This window comes from Arthrobacter halodurans (assembly GCF_041877255.1).
Classification (GTDB): domain Bacteria; phylum Actinomycetota; class Actinomycetes; order Actinomycetales; family Micrococcaceae; genus Arthrobacter_N; species Arthrobacter_N halodurans.
This window is the reverse complement of record NZ_JBHDLJ010000001.1, coordinates 24,214-38,208: the sequence shown is the minus strand read 5'-3', so window position 1 is coordinate 38,208 and position 13,995 is coordinate 24,214. Positions and strand designations below refer to the sequence as shown.

Sequence of the window (13,995 nt, the reverse complement as noted above, 5' to 3'; positions counted from 1 at the left end):
CCGGCGGGCAGTGACGTTGTCCGGGCCGGAACACACGGGGACTCGGGGCGGAACAGGAGCACAGGATGGAAACCTACTGGTACGACTTGCACGAGGCGTTCGCGCGCGCGGAGGCCACGAGGACACCGCTCCGTGCGGTCTGCCAGGCGATCCACGGGCGGCGGGCCTGCAGTCGGCTATGGGGCGCCGGATCGCGGGTCGGCGTCATCGACACGGGCCACGTCCAAAGCGGCGGGCACTGCCCCAAGTTGCGTTTCCAGGACGGGAGCTGGATCTGGCTCGACCTCACCATCCGCATGGTCATGGACGCCGACGATCTCGAGGCACAGCTCGTCGCCGACGCGCTGGCCGTCCGCGACGAACAGGGCGCCGCGGAACTCGCGAGATCGACCCACTTGGCCGCCAACGCAGTCGCGGGGGCGCTCGGCCGCCTCGAAGCGCAGGGAGCCGTGCGTGCCGATGGGCTGCGCTGGTCCGTCACCGCCCGCGACCGCGCGAGGCGCCCCTTCGGTGCCCCTGGCCCCCACGCGGAGATGGGCCCGCGCCTGTCGATGGTGGCAAGCGAGATGCGCCGGGGGGAACCCGCCCGGGTGGCTTCCTAACGTTGGATTCACCCGCACGCGTCCGAGGTCCGTCACGTGGACTACAGGGGCCGGAACCCCGGATTCATCCGTCCCGGGTGAGGCAGCCGCGCCCCCGCGGGCGTAGCGTGGTTCCCTGCGGGTGCGGGACGGTCGGTGGGACGGGCCCCGGGAAGGGCTCCGGTGGCGCCGCCACCGTCCCCGGGGAAAGGAAGTGCGCCATGGCGGACAGGGCCCGGATCACCGCGGTTGCGTCCGAGTCGCGGGCGCTCGCCGTCGGAAGCGGTGCCCTCATCGTGCTGGGCACGGTCGCGTACCTTCTCACCGGGCGTGAACCGCTGGCGCTGTCCGGGAGGGGTTCCGCCGGCGATATCGCGGCGCTCGGCACGGCGGCGCTGGGCGCCGCCGCCGTGGTGCTGGGTAGCCTGCAGCGGCGGCCCACCGCGCCAACGGCCGGCCGGGGAGATGGGCGGACACGCGCCGCCATCGACATCGCGGCCCTCGCCCTGGCCCACGCCTGCGTGTTCCTGCTGGGCTGGCTGGCGCTCTTCTCGATTCTCCAGCGGGCCTTCGTGGGAGCGGTCCTCTACCCCGTGGCGGGGTCGGTGCTGATCGGGACCGCCGGCGCCATCAGCGCCTATGCCGCCTACCTGTCGGCGCTCACCATGGACGCGTACCGGCTGGCCACTCTCCTTGCCGTGTTCCTCGTCGCCGGCGGCCTCACCAGCATGCTCACCACGGAGAACCCCCAGTGGTGGCAGGAGAACCTCAGCGCCTTGGGCGCCAGCTCCGACGTCTCCGGATGGGCCTTCAACATCACGCTCATCGTCGCCGGGGTCGTCATCACCACCCTGGCCGGATACGCGACGCGGACCCTGCGGTCGGTGGCCGACACCCCGTCCGAGCGGCGCCGCGCCCGGCGGCTCGAGGGCGGCCTCGTCCTGATCGGCCTGTTCCTGGCGTGCGTGGGCCTGTTCCCGGTCGACGAGAACTTCTGGATCCACACGGCCTTCGCCTCCGGCATGGTCCTGGTCTTCGCGGCGTTGGCGGCCGGCATCCGACGTCTCGTCCCGCCGATTCCCGTCGCCTTCTGGTCGTTGGGACTGCTCTTCCTCGCGGTGATCGCCTTCGCGGTCGTGATGTTCTTCCCGCTCGGCTACTACAACCTCACGGCGGTGGAACTCATCGCCGGTTCCCTGGTCTTCGCCTGGCTCATCGTCCTGATCAGGAACCTTGCCGCGCTCGACGCCGACCCGGCCCGCGACCGGCCCTGAGGTGCCGGCCCCACCGCTCCTGCGACCCCACCGTCGTCGGAATCATGCGCGGAGGGTGGTGACATCCGCAGGGACCGCTCCCACACTGAAACCAGAGCGCCGGCCAGTGCGCCCGATACTCAATGGAGGTATGCCAGTGACAGCCACACCGGAGACCGAGGCCCATGGCCCGGTCGACTTCGTACTGCTCGAGTTCCCACTGGATGGATTGACGGGACGCGCGAGCGAGGAACTCATGAAACTCGTGGACAGCGGCATGATCCGGCTCTTCGACCTCACCATCGTCGTGAAGGACGAAGACGGGGCGATCGAGGTGCTGGAACTCACCGATCCCGGCGGACCCGGGGAGGCGTTCTCCTACTTCGCGGGAGCGCGTTCCGGGCTCCTCGACGAGGACGACATCGCCGAGGCGTCGGTCGCGATCATGCCGGGCAGGGTCGCCGCGCTCATCGTCTACGAGAACACCTGGGCCGCGCCCTTCGTGGCGGCCGTGCGCGAGAGCAAGGGAGAACTCGTCGCGAGCACGAGGATCCCGGCGCCGGACGTGATGGCAGCACTCGACGCCCTCGACGCCAAGCCACCGGCAGCCTGACGGCTGAGAATCGAAACGACGGGAGAACAAGATGGGACTACTGAGAGGCGTCGCGCGAACGGCGGTCGTCGCCGGGACGGCGACAGCGGTCAGCGGCCGCGTGCAGCGGCGGCAGGCCGCGAGATTCAGCGACTCCGACGCCCAGTTGGCGGCCCAACGGCAGCAGGCCTACGAGGAGCAGGTGTACCAGCAACAGGCGCCGCCTCCGCCACCACCGCCGCCGGCACCGCCGGCCGCCGGGGGCGGCATGGGCAACGACGTCGTCGAGCAACTCAAGGCTCTGGCCTCGCTGAAGGACCAGGGGATCCTGACGGAGGAGGAGTTCGCCGGGCAGAAGGCGAAGATCCTGGGCATGTGAGGTTCGCTGGCCGCGACCCGATCCGGTCGCGGCCAGCGCGCGCATGCGCTGGGCGCGGTCGCGGTCACGGCGTCCCGAGCGGTCCATGGGCCAGGCGCGTCGCCGGAGTCGAGTCACGGCAGCCGTGAAGCAGGCCGGGGTCGACGGATTCCGCATCGCCTACGCGCGCGACGGGTCCAGGGCCCAGATAGTCCTGCTGCACGGCTACGCCGGCGACGGAATCCGCCGGCCCGATCTTCACCCGCCATTAACCGCGAGTTGTGGAGCCCGTTGCGGGGGTCGGCAAGCCTCGAGAGGAAGCGGCAACCAGCCGAACCACTCAACAGGACGAGGTCCACACCGTGAACAACCACTTGGCCACCACCCTCGCCGGGTCCGCGGCCGCCGCCGCCGTGGGACTCTCGCTGATCTCTCCGGCCGCCGCCGCGCGGCCGGCAGACGTGCCGGGGAGCGAGCACACAGCGCCGCCCCTCGTCATCGGCCACCGCGGTGCGGCCGGCACCGCACCGGAAAACACCGTCGCCGCCTTCAAGGACGGCCGCGCCTCCGGGGCGGACTTCTTCGAGATCGACGTCCAGCTCAGCGCCGACGGCGTGCCGTTCCTGTTCCACGACGACACGCCGGCCCGCACGACCAACGTCGAGGAGGTCTTCCCCGGCCGGGCGGCCGATCCGATCACGTCGTTCACGTGGGCGGAACTGCAGCGGCTCGATGCCGGCTCCTACTTCGGCGAGAAGCACGCCGGCGAGTCGATCCCGCACCTGGACGACGCTGCCCGGATCGCGACGCCGAACACGGGCGTCTACATCGAGATCAAGTCGCCGCGGAACTCCCCGGGCGTCGAGGCGGTGGTGGCGGCGGAGCTGGCGACGGATCCGCGCTGGAAGCGCCTGGTTGCCGCCGACAAGATTCAGGTGCTGGGGTTCGACGAGGCCTCCAACCGCACGTTCGCGGAACTCGCCCCGGAGGTGCCGCTGCAGCAACTGTCCGGTTCCGTGCCCGGTGCCGCGACGCTGGCGTCTTGGGCCGGCTTCGCGGACTCGGTCGGGACGAACTACCGCACTCTGACCGAACAAAACGTGGCCGACGTCAAGAACGCGGGACTGGTCATGGGCGTGTACACCGCGAACTCGCCCGAGGCGGTGCAGGCGGCGATCGACCTGGGGGTGGACGCGGTGACGGGCGACTTCCCCCTCCAGGCGGTGCGCCACATCGAGGGTCGCGAGCCCTTCCCCGGCGGATCCGGACTCGTCATTGGCGGCTCTGTGAACAACCCGGCCGGCGACGACGTCCAGGCGGAGACGGGGGAGTACGTCCTGGTGCGGAACACATCCGGCCGCCCCGTCGACGCCAGCGGTCTCCTGCTGCGCGATGCGGCCAACAACGTCCTGCGCGTCGGCGGGGGATACGTGCTGGCCCCCGGGGCCGAGCTCCGCGTGTACACCGGCCCCGGCACGAACTCGGCGGACGCGTACTACAACGGCGGCACCGCGTCGGTGCTGAACAACGGCGGCGACTCGGTGGCGCTGTGGAGCAAGCGCGGGAAGCTCCTGGACGTCTTCGCGAACTAGCCCGCCGCCGCCGGACGCGGCGCCGGATCGTCCCGCTCCGACGCCTGACCGCGGCCCGGGGCGGCGAGCGCCGCCCGTAGCGCGGGTACCCTGCACGTATGCGCGCACTGACGCTGGGCCTGCGGGCCGCCGGCGCCCTCGCCCTGGGGGCGGCCGTCATCGACCAACTCGTGTGGACGATCGAGAAGGAGGCGTCCGGCGGTGGGAACGTCGGATTCGCCGTCGTGAACTTCTTCAGCCTGTTCACCATCGAATCCAGCCTGCTGGCCCTGACCGTCCTGGCGATGGGGCTGGTGCTCGCGGTGCGGCCGGCATGGGAGCCGGGGTGGTTCGGGACGGCGCGCGCGGCGGCGACGACCTTCATGGTCGTGACCGGCGTGGTCTTCAACGTCCTGCTGCGCGACACCGGACCAGGGGCGGCCGCCGTGCCGTGGTCGAACGAGGTCCTCCACGTGGCGGGGCCCGTGATCATGCTCCTCGATTGGCTGATCTCCCCGGCGACGCGGCCGCTGCCCCGGTGGACCCTTGCGTGGATCGCCGGGTTCCCGATCGTGTGGGCGGTCTACACGATGCTCCGGGGAGCGCTGGCCACGGACCCGGGGACCGGCGTCGGGTGGTACCCCTATCCGTTCCTGGATCCCGGCACCTCCGCGAACGGCTACGCGTCCGTCGCGCTCTACGTCCTGTCGATCGCCGCGATGATCGCGCTGGTCGGAACGGGGCTGGTCCGCCTCGAGCGCCACAGGTCGCGCGGGGCGGTTCCCGCGCGTACCTCGATCCCCTAACCCCTCACGCGGGGCCCGCGGCGGCCGCCCTCGGAGCACCGGATGCCGGCCCCCGGTGGTTGAGGAGAACGGCCACCACGTTCGCCCCCACGATGAGCGCGATGCCCGCCCACTGGCTGGCCCGCAGCGATTCGTGGAGGGCCACGACGCCGATCACGGCCGCGAAGACCGGGTTGACGCTCGCGAGGATCCCATAGAGGTTGGCCGGAATCCGGCGCAGTGCCAGCAGGTCCACCGTGTAGGGGACGACGGTCGCCAGGATTCCGGCGCCCACGGCGAAGAGAATCGTCGGCACGTCGGGACGCCGGGTGGCGAACACCAGCAGCACGGCCGGCAGGAAGATCGCCGCGGAGACCCCCGCCGCGGCCGCGGTTCCCTGGATGCCGGGGATGCGGGCCCCGACGGTCTTGTTCAGTGCGATGTACGCGGCCCAGCAGGCCGCCGCGGTCAGCCCCAACGCGATGCCGACGTAGTCGGTCGACGGGCCCGGCTGCGTGATCGCGACGACGCCCGCGGCGGCGGGCAGCGCGCACGCCTTCCCCGCCCACGTGCGCACCCCTACGATGGCCACGGCCAGTGGACCCAGGAACTCCAGGGTCATGGCCAGGCCGAGGCCGATGCGCTCAACCGCGGCGTACAGGCTCAGGTTCATGGCGCCGAACACGAGACCGAGTGACAGGACCGGCCACCACTGCCCGCGGGAGAAGGCCCGCAGGTCGGGACGGACGGCGGGCAGAAGGACGACGGCGGCGACAAGTTGCCGGACAGCGACGACCCCCAGCGGTCCCATGGCGGGGAACGCCAGCGAGCCGCTCGCCGCCCCGAGCTGGTTGGACAGCGCGCTTCCCACGAGCGCGGCGACCCCGGCCGAGCGGCCCCGGGCGGCCGGCATGTTCTGTTCCATGGGCCGATTCTGCGCCGCCCTAGACCATGCGCATAATGCAGGTGCGGCCGTATTCATGCCACTCGCGCATGAATAGACTGTGCGTGTGGACTTCGAATTGCGTCACCTCCGGTCATTGCTCGCCGTTGTGGACGCGGGGAGCTTCACCGACGCCGGGATCGAACTGGGGATCTCGCAGGCCGCCGTCTCGCGGAACGTGGCGGCGCTCGAGCGCGCCCTGGATGTCCGGCTTCTGCACCGCACCACCCGCAGCGTCGAACCCACGGCCGCGGGGGAGCGGACCATCCGTCGGGCGCGGCGCATCCTTGCCGCCGTCGGCGAGCTGGAGCGGGAGGCCACGGCCGAGGCCGAGACCTTCCGGATCGGGTACGCGTGGTCCGCGCTCGGCCGCCACACGCCGGAGCTGCAGCTGCAGTGGGCGTCCGCCTTCCCGCGCAGCGAACTGCGTCTGGTCAGGAGCAACACCCCTACCGCGGGCCTGGCCGAGGGGGCCTGCGACCTGGCGATCCTCCGGCGGGTGCCCGACTCGTCGGCTCTGGAGCTGGTGCTCATTGGGCACGAGAAGCGCTACTGCGCGCTGGGCGCCGGCGACGCACTGGCCCGACGGCGCACGGTCACGCTGGCTCAGGTCGCGGACGCGCCCGTGGCCATGGACCCCAAGACCGGCAGCACGACGCCGGAGCTCTGGCCGGCCGACCTGCGGCCCCGCCGGACCATCGCCACGGACGACACCGAGGACTGGATGACCCTCATCGCGACCGGCCGGGCACGCGGTGTCACCGCGGAGTCCACGGCGTACCAGCACCGTCGTCCGGGCCTCGTCTATCGGCTGGTCCGCGACGCGCCGCCCGTGCCGGTCTACGCCGCGTGGTCCACGGCGGACCCGCCCCGGGAACGGCGGAACGTCGTCGACCTGCTGGCCAGCCTGTACGCCTGACGGGCTGGCGGGACGGGCGGCCGCGAAGCCCGGTGCCCCGCGGCGCATGCCGTCACGGTGGCCGGGCGGGGCGCGGGGTCGCCGTCGAATAGAATGCTGAGCGAAACCGGCATCGACGCGTGAGGAGCTTGACCGTGGCGGAGAAGAAAACCAAGCAGCCGGCGGACGCCGGGGCGGCGGTGCTCGAGAAGGTCGCCACCTGGCCGGAGCCGTTCCGCTCCATGGGCGCACGCGTGCACGCGGTCATCCTCGACAGCGTGCCGGAGCTCCGCCCCAAGCTCTGGTACGGGATGCCCGGGTATTCCAGGGGTGGTCCGGTCCTGTGCTTCTTCCGCTTCGACGACGGGTACATGTCGTTCGGCCTGACGGAGAAGGCGCACCACTCGGTCGAGGACGGCGCGAGCGACCAGCTGATGGGATCGGCGTGGTTCCTCACCCGGCTCGACGAGGCCACCGAGCGGAGGATCTCGGAGATCGTTCGCAAAGCCGCCGGGTGAGGTGCTCCGGGCGGCAACCCTCGCCTCGGCGTCCGATCCGCAGCAGAATGGGACGCGACAGCCGGAACCGGCGCGAGGAAGCCCGAATCCCGGACCCAGCACGCAGCGAGGAGCACGGCAACGATGGCGACCCAGCTCAACCCCTACCTTGGATTCCGGGACAACGCACGCCAAGCGATGGAGTTCTACCACGATGTCTTCGGTGGCGATCTGACGCTCAGCACCTTCGGCGAGGCACACGCCAGCGACGACCCCGCCGAGCGGGACAAGATCATGCACGGGAGGGTCGACGGCGCCAACGGGCTGACCCTCATGGGATCGGACACCCCCGACTCGATGGAGTACGCGAAGCCGCAGGGGTTCTCCGTGTCGCTGAGCGGGACCGACGAGACGGAGCTGCGCGGATATTGGGACAAGCTCGCCGCGGGTGGCACGGTCCTGCAGCCACTGGTCGCTGCCCCGTGGGGCGACATCTTCGGCATGTGCACCGACAGGTTCGGGATCGGCTGGATGGTGAACATCGCTGGTGCCCAGGGCTGAGGCCGGAGCGGCCAGCGTCGTGCCGGGAACGACGTCGTGCCGCCCACCGGAACGCTCCCGTGGACGCGCGTCCACGCGTGCCTAGGCTGGATGGGGAGGGGACCCCCGCGCGGCGCGCGGGGCCGGCCCCATCCCATGCCGCGGGTCCGCGAGGACTCTGCGCGTTGACGAGCAACAGGAGTGCGCCATGACCACTGTCCAGATTCCCGACTACACGACCGACGCGTTCTTCGGCCTCGAGGACCGGTGGCTCGAGACCGCCCCGGGCGAGGTCACCCACTACCACGAGCTCGGCGAGGGCACCCCGATCCTCTTCCTCCACGGCTCGGGCACGGGCGTCACCGCCGCCGCGAACTGGTGGCTGAACCTGCCGGAGATCTCCGGGCTGGGCCGCTGCATCGCGATCGACTCGATCGGCTACGGGCAGTCCATCGTGGCACCCGGCACCGAGTACGGCATCAAGGAATGGGTCCGCCACGCGGTGCGGGTGCTCGACGCGCTCGGCATCGACAAGACGTGGATCGTCGGCAACTCCATCGGCGGGTGGGTCGCCCTGCAGTTCGCGATCGACTTCCCGGAGCGGCTCCTCGGCATCGTCTCCATGGGCACCGGAGGCGCGAAGAAGACCGCGGCCCTGTCCGGCCACGCGAAGCCGGAGCTCTCCGAGGCCGGCATCCGCCGCACCCTGGAGCAGTTCGTCGTCGACAAGTCCCTGGTCACCGAGGAGCTCGTGTCGCTGCGCTACCAGTCCGCGCTCAACGACACGGCCTCCGACCGCCTTGTCGAGGTCGTCACGGCCCGCGACCGCGACCGCGACGCCCTCCCACTGGACTTCGATGTGCTCTCCAAACTGGAGATCCCGGTGCTGCTGATCCACGGCATGCAGGACGTCGTGATCCCGCCGTCGCGCACGTGGGAGCTTCTCAACGTGATCCCCACCGCGGACGCGCACGTCTTCAGCCAGTGCGGACACTGGTCGCAGGTGGAGCGCGCGGAGGAGTTCAACTCGGTCATCAAGGACTACCTGTCCTCCCGGGGCGTCGGCGGCAACTAGCCGGCACGGCCCGCCCGGGCCCTGAGGCACGACGGCGGCGGCCGGCTTCCCCACGGAAGCCGGCCGCCGCCGTCGTGCCGGACGGACGCGGCCGGCTACCCGAGCAGGGACCGCGCGTCGTGGGGGACCGCTACCCGGCCCGGCGCCGCGCCGCGGCCGGTGAAGGCCATCGAGCGCAGGATCGCGTCCAGCGTGGCGGGGCCGTTCTGCGTGAGGCACGCGCCGGCCACAAAGCGGTCCGGACGGAGGAACACCATCGGGGTGGGCCGGTCGTCGAACCACTTCTTCATCCGGCCGGTGTGGTCGCCGAGGACCAGCACGTCGTCGCCCATGTTCTGTTCGGCCCAGCCGCGCTGCGTCTCCGGCAGGATGCAGACCAGCCGGGCGCCGAGTCCGGCGAGCTTCTCCAGCGATTCGGCCGGCAGGACGTCCTTCGGGTTGTTGCCCCAGACGACCACGGACCACCAGTTGCCGACGACGTCGTCGAGCAGGACGTTCTCCCCGTGCCTAGAGTTCACGCGCGGTTGCGGGAACTGGACGCCGACCGGCGAGACCTTGGTGTTGGCGCTCAGGACGGGGATGAGCTTGCTCGTGAGCCTGGCCGTGGCGCGTCCGGACGCCTGGCTGTTCGGATCCGCGAGGACGCCCCGCGTGTAGCGGGGCATGGGCTTGAACTTCATGTCGGAGAAGTAGCTCTTGACCGACGGGAAGAGGTTCAGCAGCGAGGCCGCGGCGTCGCGTCCGGCGGCGAGGACGGGATGGGTGATCTTGATGAAGTTGCCGAAGGTCAGGGAGAGGTCGACCATCGCCTGGGCGTGCTCCTTGCGCTCCGAGGTGAAGGTGTCCAGCAGGGCGTCCCCGGCCTGGCCCGACAGCACGGCCGCGAGCTTCCAGCCGAGGTTGGTGGCGTCGCGCATTCCGGAGTTCCAGCCCTGGCCCATCCACACGGGCATCAGGTGCGCGGCGTCCCCGGCGATCAGCTGCCGGCCCGTGCGGAAATTCCCGGCGACGCGGGCGTGGTGGGTGAACACCCGGCGGCGGATGAAGTCGAGCTTCGTGGGATCGGGCACGTGATCGCGCAGGAGGGCGTTCACGTACTCCGGATCGGTGACCTGCTCCTCGGTCTCGTCGTCGTGCAGCATGAACTCCCACCGGCGCACCGCGTGGGGCAGGCCGATGGAGACGTAGGGGCGCTTCGGGTCCGCGCCCAGGAAGACATTGGGGGTGCCGAGCGGATCGTTGTTGACGTCGACGACGAGCCAACGCGTCGACGGCGACTCGCCCTCGAAGGTCACGCCCAGGCGCTTGCGGGTGGGGGACTTGCCACCCTCGCAACCCACCAGGTATTGCGCGCGGAAGAGCCGTTCCTCGACGCCGCCCCCGGGCCGCGCGACGAGTGCGGTGGCCGTGACGCCGTCGGCGGTCTCCCGCACGTCCTCGACGCGGTGCCCGAACAGGACCCGCACGTGATCGAACCGCGCCAGGCCCTCGTAGAGCGCCTTGTCGGCCTCGGGCTGGATGAAGCCGTGCTTCCGGTGCCATCCGAACTCGTCCGTCTGCGGGTTGTTCACCAGGATCACCTTGCCGGCGCCGTTGACCAGCCGCATGATGTGCTGCGGGGTGGTGTGCGGGCGGATGGCGTCCACGAGGCCGACGGTCTGGATGGTGCGGAAGGACTCGTCGTCGAGTCCCACGCCGCGGGGATAGTCGATGAGCCGGTCCATCGCCTCCAGGACCGTCACCCGCCGTCCGTACATGCCGAGCAGGTTGGCGAGCATCAGGCCGGCCGGCCCGGCTCCCACGATCAGGACTTCGCTGTCGGTGTCGATTGCGGGCGCGGTGCCGGCGTCGATGCGGGGGTGGTCGGTGGTCACGGGAATCCCATCGTCAGGCGGTGTAAATATCGCACCGCAAATACGCTATATGCAACACTCGGTCTCCATCAGAGCATCGCGGTGTGACGCCCGTCAACGAGGCCGTGCTGTTGGGCGGAACACCGTTACGCGCGGCGGGACGTGGGAACCCGGGGCTCGACGCCGGCGTGGCCGGCGGAACCAGGAGACCCGGGTCGCTAGGCGAGGAGCCGTTCCGCGATCCTGGCGGCGCTGGCGCGGAGCGGGGCGACGGCGTTGGCGGCGACGTCCTCGCGGACCGCGATGACGTTCAGGCAGGCCTCCACGCCGGCCGCCCGGGCGTCGATCGGCACGGCCAGGCCATACATGCCCGGTTCGACCTCGCCAAAGGTCAGGGCGAAGCCGTCGTCGCGCACGCGACGGACGGCCTCGGACTCCCCGGGGGCCGGGGTTCCCGCGGCGCGCAAGGCGTGTCCGGCGGCCCCCCGGTCCAGTGGATGGCGGCTGCCCTGTGCGAAGGAGACGTGGTACGAGCCGCCGGTCGGGGCCACGACGGCGAGGGCGACGGCGTCGTCCCCCTCCCGGACGATGAGGGCGACCGTCGCGCCGAGGTGGTCCGCCGTCTCGCGCAGCACCGGCAGCGCGGCCGCGTTCAGGGACTGGAGCGCCGCGGACGCCAGCGCGAGCAGGCCGGCGGCGCCCCGGTAGCGGGCGTCCTGGCCGCGGTGGACCATCCGCGCATCCGCCAGGGTGTTGAGGACGCGGTAGGCGATGGTGCGGTGGACACCGGCGCGCTCGGCGACCTCGGCGACGGTCAGGCCGTCCCGGGCGAGCGCCACGGAACGCAGCACCTCCAGGCCGCGCGCCAGCGTCTGGGATCCGGCGGTGCGGGAGGCGGGCGGCCGGGGCGTCGCGGGAGGGTGATCGGTCACGCTGACGATCCTGCCACACGTGCCGCCGCGGGCCGCCGCGCGCGGCCCGCGGCCGCCCGTTCGCTCACCGCCCGGCGTCCGCCAACCGAACGGCGACGTCGACGATCATGTCCTCCTGGCCGCCGACGTAGCCGGCCTTGCCGATCTCCTCGAGGATCCTGTAGGCGGGGACGCCGTAGCGCTCCGCGGCGCGTTCCGCGTGGATCAGGAAAGAGGAGTAGACGCCGGCGTAGCCCTGCATGATGGACGCGCGGTCCATGACGGGCATCCTGGTGATGAACGGCTTCACCACGTCCTCGGCCGCGGCCATCAGTCCCTGGGTGTCGACGCCCGTCTTGATCTCCAGGCGGTCGAACGCGGCGGCGAGGACCTCGGTGGGGGAGTTGCCGGCGCCGGCGCCCAGGGCCATCAGGGTGCCGTCGATCTGTTGGGCGCCCGCGCGCACGGCGTAGACCGAGTTGGCGACGCCGAAGCTCATGTTCTGGTGCCCGTGGAATCCGACCTGCGCGTCGTCGCCGAGCTCGGAGACCAGGGCCTCCACGCGGTCAGAGACGTCTTCCAGGATCAGCGCGCCCGCGGAATCCACCACGTAGACGCACTGGCAGCCGGCATCGGCCATGATGCGTGCCTGCTTGGCGAGGTTCTCCGGCATCGTGCGGTGGGACAGCATGAGGAAGCCGACCGTCTCCATGCCCAGCTTGCGGGCGTGCTGGAAGTGCTGGATGGAGATGTCGGCCTCGGTGCAGTGCGTGGCGATGCGGGCCACGGAGGCGCCGGCGTCGTGCGCCTGGTTGAGGTCGTGGATGGTGCCCAGCCCCGGGAGCATCAGGACGGCGATCTTGGCCTGCCTGGTCTCGTCGACGGCGGCCTTGATGAGGTCCAGCTCCGGCGTCAGGGAGAAGCCGTAGTTGAACGAGGAGCCGCCGAGGCCGTCGCCGTGGGTGACTTCGATGACCTCGACGCGCGCGTCGTCCAGGGCCCGGACGACGTCGCGGACGTGGCGCTCGGTGAACCGGTGGCTCATGGCGTGGGAGCCGTCGCGCAGGGTGGTGTCCGTCAGGCGGACGTCGAAGGTGGTGGGCACGGGCGTGTCCGTCGTGGTGGTCATGGCGGGCTCCTACTTGGTGGCGGTGACGGTGCCGGCGCTGGCCAGCTCGGCGGAGTGCTCGTCCATGCGCTGGGCGAGCAGGTCGGCGGTCCGGGTGGCGGCCGCGGTGATGATGTCCAGGTTGCCTGCATACTCGGGAAGGTAGTCGGCGGCGCCGGCGACCTGTACCCAGATGCCGACGCGGCCGTTGCCGCCCCAGTCCTCTCGCGCGGTGTCGAACTGCGGCTCGACGCGCAGCGCGTAGCCGGGGACGTAGTCGCGGATCTTGGCGGCGGCCTCGTCGATGGCCGCGCGGATCCGGTCCCGGGTCTCTCCGGGCTCGGCGGCCTCGGCGGGGATGGCGCAGTAGATGGTGTTGCGCATCATCATGGGAGGCTCGACCGGGTTGATGATGATGATGGCCTTGCCGCGCTTGGCGCCGCCGACGACCTCGAGGGCCTTCGCGGTCGTCTCGGTGAACTCGTCGACGTTGGCGCGGGTGCCCGGGCCGGCGGACTTGGACGCGATGGACGCGACGATCTCCGCGTAGTCCACGGGCACCACCGAGGAGACGGCCGCGACGATCGGGGTCGTGGCCTGGCCGGCGCAGGTGATCATGTTGACGTTCAGGGTGTCGGTCAGCGAATCCAGGTTCACCACCGGGGCCAGGTAAGGCCCGACGGCGGCCGGGGTCAGGTCGATCGCGTGGATGCCGGCGGCCTTGTACTTCGGCGCGTTGGCCGCGTGCGCCTTGGCGGAGGTGCACTCGAACACGAAGTCCGGCAGCTCGTCCTGGGCCAGGAGCCAGTCCACGCCCTCGGCCGACGTGGTCAGGCCCAGGCGGGCGGCGCGGGCCAGGCCGTCGGAGGCCGGGTCGACGCCGATCATGTACTTGACCTCGACGTTTTGCGAGCGTCGCATGATCTTGAACATCAGGTCGGTGCCGATGTTGCCGGATCCGACGATGGCGGCTGTCTTCTTGGCCATGGGGAAGTCCTTTGCGTGGGGAAGCGGGGAAGCGAGGAGGGCG

Annotated in this window: 15 protein-coding genes; 10 read left to right on the top strand and 5 right to left on the bottom strand. The window is 71.1% G+C overall.

Features of this window, described 5'->3' with window-relative positions; all coding sequences use genetic code 11:
- Positions 1 to 65 precede the first annotated feature (65 nt).
- The 6 genes from ACETWP_RS00205 (at position 66) to ACETWP_RS00180 (ending at position 5,161) form a co-directional block, all read left to right on the top strand.
- The gene (locus tag ACETWP_RS00205) at positions 66 to 602 is read left to right on the top strand and encodes a hypothetical protein (protein ID WP_373970181.1); all 537 of its coding nucleotides are present in this window, start codon (positions 66 to 68) and stop codon (positions 600 to 602) included.
- A 200-nt stretch (positions 603 to 802) separates the two neighbouring features.
- Positions 803 to 1,855 carry a DUF998 domain-containing protein gene (locus tag ACETWP_RS00200; protein ID WP_373970180.1) on the top strand — a complete coding sequence of 351 codons (1,053 nt, stop codon included), beginning with the start codon at positions 803 to 805 and terminating at the stop codon, positions 1,853 to 1,855.
- Positions 1,856 to 1,991: 136 nt separating this feature from the next.
- A complete protein-coding gene (locus ACETWP_RS00195) occupies positions 1,992 to 2,447 on the top strand; it encodes a DUF6325 family protein (protein ID WP_373970179.1) in 456 nt (151 codons plus the stop codon).
- A gap of 31 nt (positions 2,448 to 2,478) precedes the next feature.
- Positions 2,479 to 2,805: an SHOCT domain-containing protein gene (locus ACETWP_RS00190; RefSeq protein ID WP_373970178.1), complete on the top strand. Its 327-nt coding sequence runs from the start codon at positions 2,479 to 2,481 to the stop codon at positions 2,803 to 2,805.
- Between the two features lie 341 nt (positions 2,806 to 3,146).
- Positions 3,147 to 4,376, top strand: coding sequence for a glycerophosphodiester phosphodiesterase family protein (locus tag ACETWP_RS00185; protein WP_373970177.1), 1,230 nt, complete (start codon positions 3,147 to 3,149; stop codon positions 4,374 to 4,376).
- A 98-nt stretch (positions 4,377 to 4,474) separates the two neighbouring features.
- Complete coding sequence (locus tag ACETWP_RS00180; RefSeq protein WP_373970176.1) at positions 4,475 to 5,161, top strand: Pr6Pr family membrane protein; 687 nt, start codon at positions 4,475 to 4,477, stop codon at positions 5,159 to 5,161.
- A gap of 4 nt (positions 5,162 to 5,165) precedes the next feature.
- Here the strand turns inward: ACETWP_RS00180 and ACETWP_RS00175 are convergent, their stop codons facing one another.
- The gene (locus ACETWP_RS00175) at positions 5,166 to 6,065 is read right to left on the bottom strand and encodes an EamA family transporter (protein ID WP_373970175.1); all 900 of its coding nucleotides are present in this window, start codon (positions 6,063 to 6,065) and stop codon (positions 5,166 to 5,168) included.
- A gap of 85 nt (positions 6,066 to 6,150) precedes the next feature.
- Between ACETWP_RS00175 and ACETWP_RS00170 the strand changes: the two genes are divergently transcribed.
- The 4 genes from ACETWP_RS00170 to ACETWP_RS00155 all read left to right on the top strand — a co-directional run bounded on the left by ACETWP_RS00170 (position 6,151) and on the right by ACETWP_RS00155 (position 9,093).
- Positions 6,151 to 7,002 (top strand): LysR family transcriptional regulator, encoded by an 852-nt coding sequence (locus tag ACETWP_RS00170; RefSeq protein WP_373970174.1) that lies wholly within the window; start codon positions 6,151 to 6,153, stop codon positions 7,000 to 7,002.
- Positions 7,003 to 7,136: 134 nt separating this feature from the next.
- Positions 7,137 to 7,499, top strand: a complete 363-nt coding sequence (locus ACETWP_RS00165) for a DUF1801 domain-containing protein (protein ID WP_373970173.1) — start codon at positions 7,137 to 7,139, stop codon at positions 7,497 to 7,499.
- 123 nt (positions 7,500 to 7,622) lie between these two features.
- Complete coding sequence (locus ACETWP_RS00160; protein ID WP_373970172.1) at positions 7,623 to 8,039, top strand: VOC family protein; 417 nt, start codon at positions 7,623 to 7,625, stop codon at positions 8,037 to 8,039.
- 187 nt (positions 8,040 to 8,226) lie between these two features.
- Positions 8,227 to 9,093: an alpha/beta fold hydrolase gene (locus tag ACETWP_RS00155; RefSeq protein ID WP_373970171.1), complete on the top strand. Its 867-nt coding sequence runs from the start codon at positions 8,227 to 8,229 to the stop codon at positions 9,091 to 9,093.
- Between the two features lie 95 nt (positions 9,094 to 9,188).
- Here the strand turns inward: ACETWP_RS00155 and mhpA are convergent, their stop codons facing one another.
- From mhpA to ACETWP_RS00135, 4 genes are all read right to left on the bottom strand, one after another.
- The gene (gene mhpA / locus ACETWP_RS00150; protein ID WP_373970170.1) at positions 9,189 to 10,967 is read right to left on the bottom strand and encodes a bifunctional 3-(3-hydroxy-phenyl)propionate/3-hydroxycinnamic acid hydroxylase MhpA; all 1,779 of its coding nucleotides are present in this window, start codon (positions 10,965 to 10,967) and stop codon (positions 9,189 to 9,191) included.
- A gap of 197 nt (positions 10,968 to 11,164) precedes the next feature.
- The gene (locus ACETWP_RS00145; RefSeq protein ID WP_373970169.1) at positions 11,165 to 11,878 is read right to left on the bottom strand and encodes an IclR family transcriptional regulator; all 714 of its coding nucleotides are present in this window, start codon (positions 11,876 to 11,878) and stop codon (positions 11,165 to 11,167) included.
- A 64-nt stretch (positions 11,879 to 11,942) separates the two neighbouring features.
- Positions 11,943 to 12,986, bottom strand: coding sequence for a 4-hydroxy-2-oxovalerate aldolase (gene dmpG, locus ACETWP_RS00140; RefSeq protein ID WP_373970168.1), 1,044 nt, complete (start codon positions 12,984 to 12,986; stop codon positions 11,943 to 11,945).
- 9 nt (positions 12,987 to 12,995) lie between these two features.
- A complete protein-coding gene (locus tag ACETWP_RS00135) occupies positions 12,996 to 13,952 on the bottom strand; it encodes an acetaldehyde dehydrogenase (acetylating) (RefSeq protein WP_373970167.1) in 957 nt (318 codons plus the stop codon).
- Positions 13,953 to 13,995 lie beyond the last annotated feature (43 nt).

Bases quoted from the DNA above. Each gene is read 5' to 3' on its own strand.
- ACETWP_RS00180 (WP_373970176.1), top strand. From the start codon at position 4,475: ATGCGCGCACTGACGCTGGGCCTGCGGGCCGCCGGCGCCCTCGCCCTG.
- ACETWP_RS00200 (WP_373970180.1), top strand. From the start codon at position 803: ATGGCGGACAGGGCCCGGATCACCGCGGTTGCGTCCGAGTCGCGGGCG.
- ACETWP_RS00190 (WP_373970178.1), top strand. From the start codon at position 2,479: ATGGGACTACTGAGAGGCGTCGCGCGAACGGCGGTCGTCGCCGGGACG.
- ACETWP_RS00175 (WP_373970175.1), bottom strand. From the start codon at position 6,065: ATGGAACAGAACATGCCGGCCGCCCGGGGCCGCTCGGCCGGGGTCGCC.
- dmpG (WP_373970168.1), bottom strand. From the start codon at position 12,986: ATGACCACCACGACGGACACGCCCGTGCCCACCACCTTCGACGTCCGC.
- ACETWP_RS00155 (WP_373970171.1), top strand. From the start codon at position 8,227: ATGACCACTGTCCAGATTCCCGACTACACGACCGACGCGTTCTTCGGC.
- ACETWP_RS00205 (WP_373970181.1), top strand. From the start codon at position 66: ATGGAAACCTACTGGTACGACTTGCACGAGGCGTTCGCGCGCGCGGAG.
- ACETWP_RS00160 (WP_373970172.1), top strand. From the start codon at position 7,623: ATGGCGACCCAGCTCAACCCCTACCTTGGATTCCGGGACAACGCACGC.
- ACETWP_RS00135 (WP_373970167.1), bottom strand. From the start codon at position 13,952: ATGGCCAAGAAGACAGCCGCCATCGTCGGATCCGGCAACATCGGCACC.